General features: G+C 46.7%; 1 protein-coding gene. It reads left to right on the forward strand.

The genetic code is table 11. From position 1 onward, the window contains the following. Positions 1–191 precede the first annotated feature (191 nt). A complete protein-coding gene (locus tag ACYVAA_RS23105) occupies positions 192–443 on the forward strand; it encodes a GIY-YIG nuclease family protein (protein ID WP_460546482.1) in 252 nt (83 codons plus the stop codon). Positions 444–503 lie beyond the last annotated feature (60 nt).

Here is a 503-nt window from a genome sequence, read left to right on the forward strand (position 1 = left end):
CCGAGAGAGATCTGTTAAAAAATGGAAGAGTCGGAAAAGGATAGAGGGGCTGATCGGCACTTCATGAAATCTCCCGAACAGCGATCATGCTGGTTGAGGGCATCCCGACTAACAAGTCGGGAGGGTCTGGGGTTCGAATCCCTCAATTCCCACAATGAATAGCCTTAATCAATTAAGGCTATTTTTGTTTTATGGGCTTCTATTTTTATATTCTATTTTCGGTTTCTTCGGACCGGTACTACATCGGTCACACTTCCGGCTCTTTGGAAGAAAGGTTAAGGAGGCATAATTCCAATCATAAGGGCATTACCGGTAAGCAATGTGACTGGGAGATGGTCTATTGGGAGGAATACCCGAGCAAAAGTTTGGCACATGCCCGAGAGAGATCTGTTAAAAAATGGAAGAGTCGGAAAAGGATAGAGGGGCTGATCGGCACTTCATGAAATCTCCCGAACAGCGATCATGCTGGTTGAGGGCATCCCGACTAACAAGTCGGGAGGGTC

The sequence above is a fragment of the Echinicola sediminis genome (assembly GCF_054777495.1).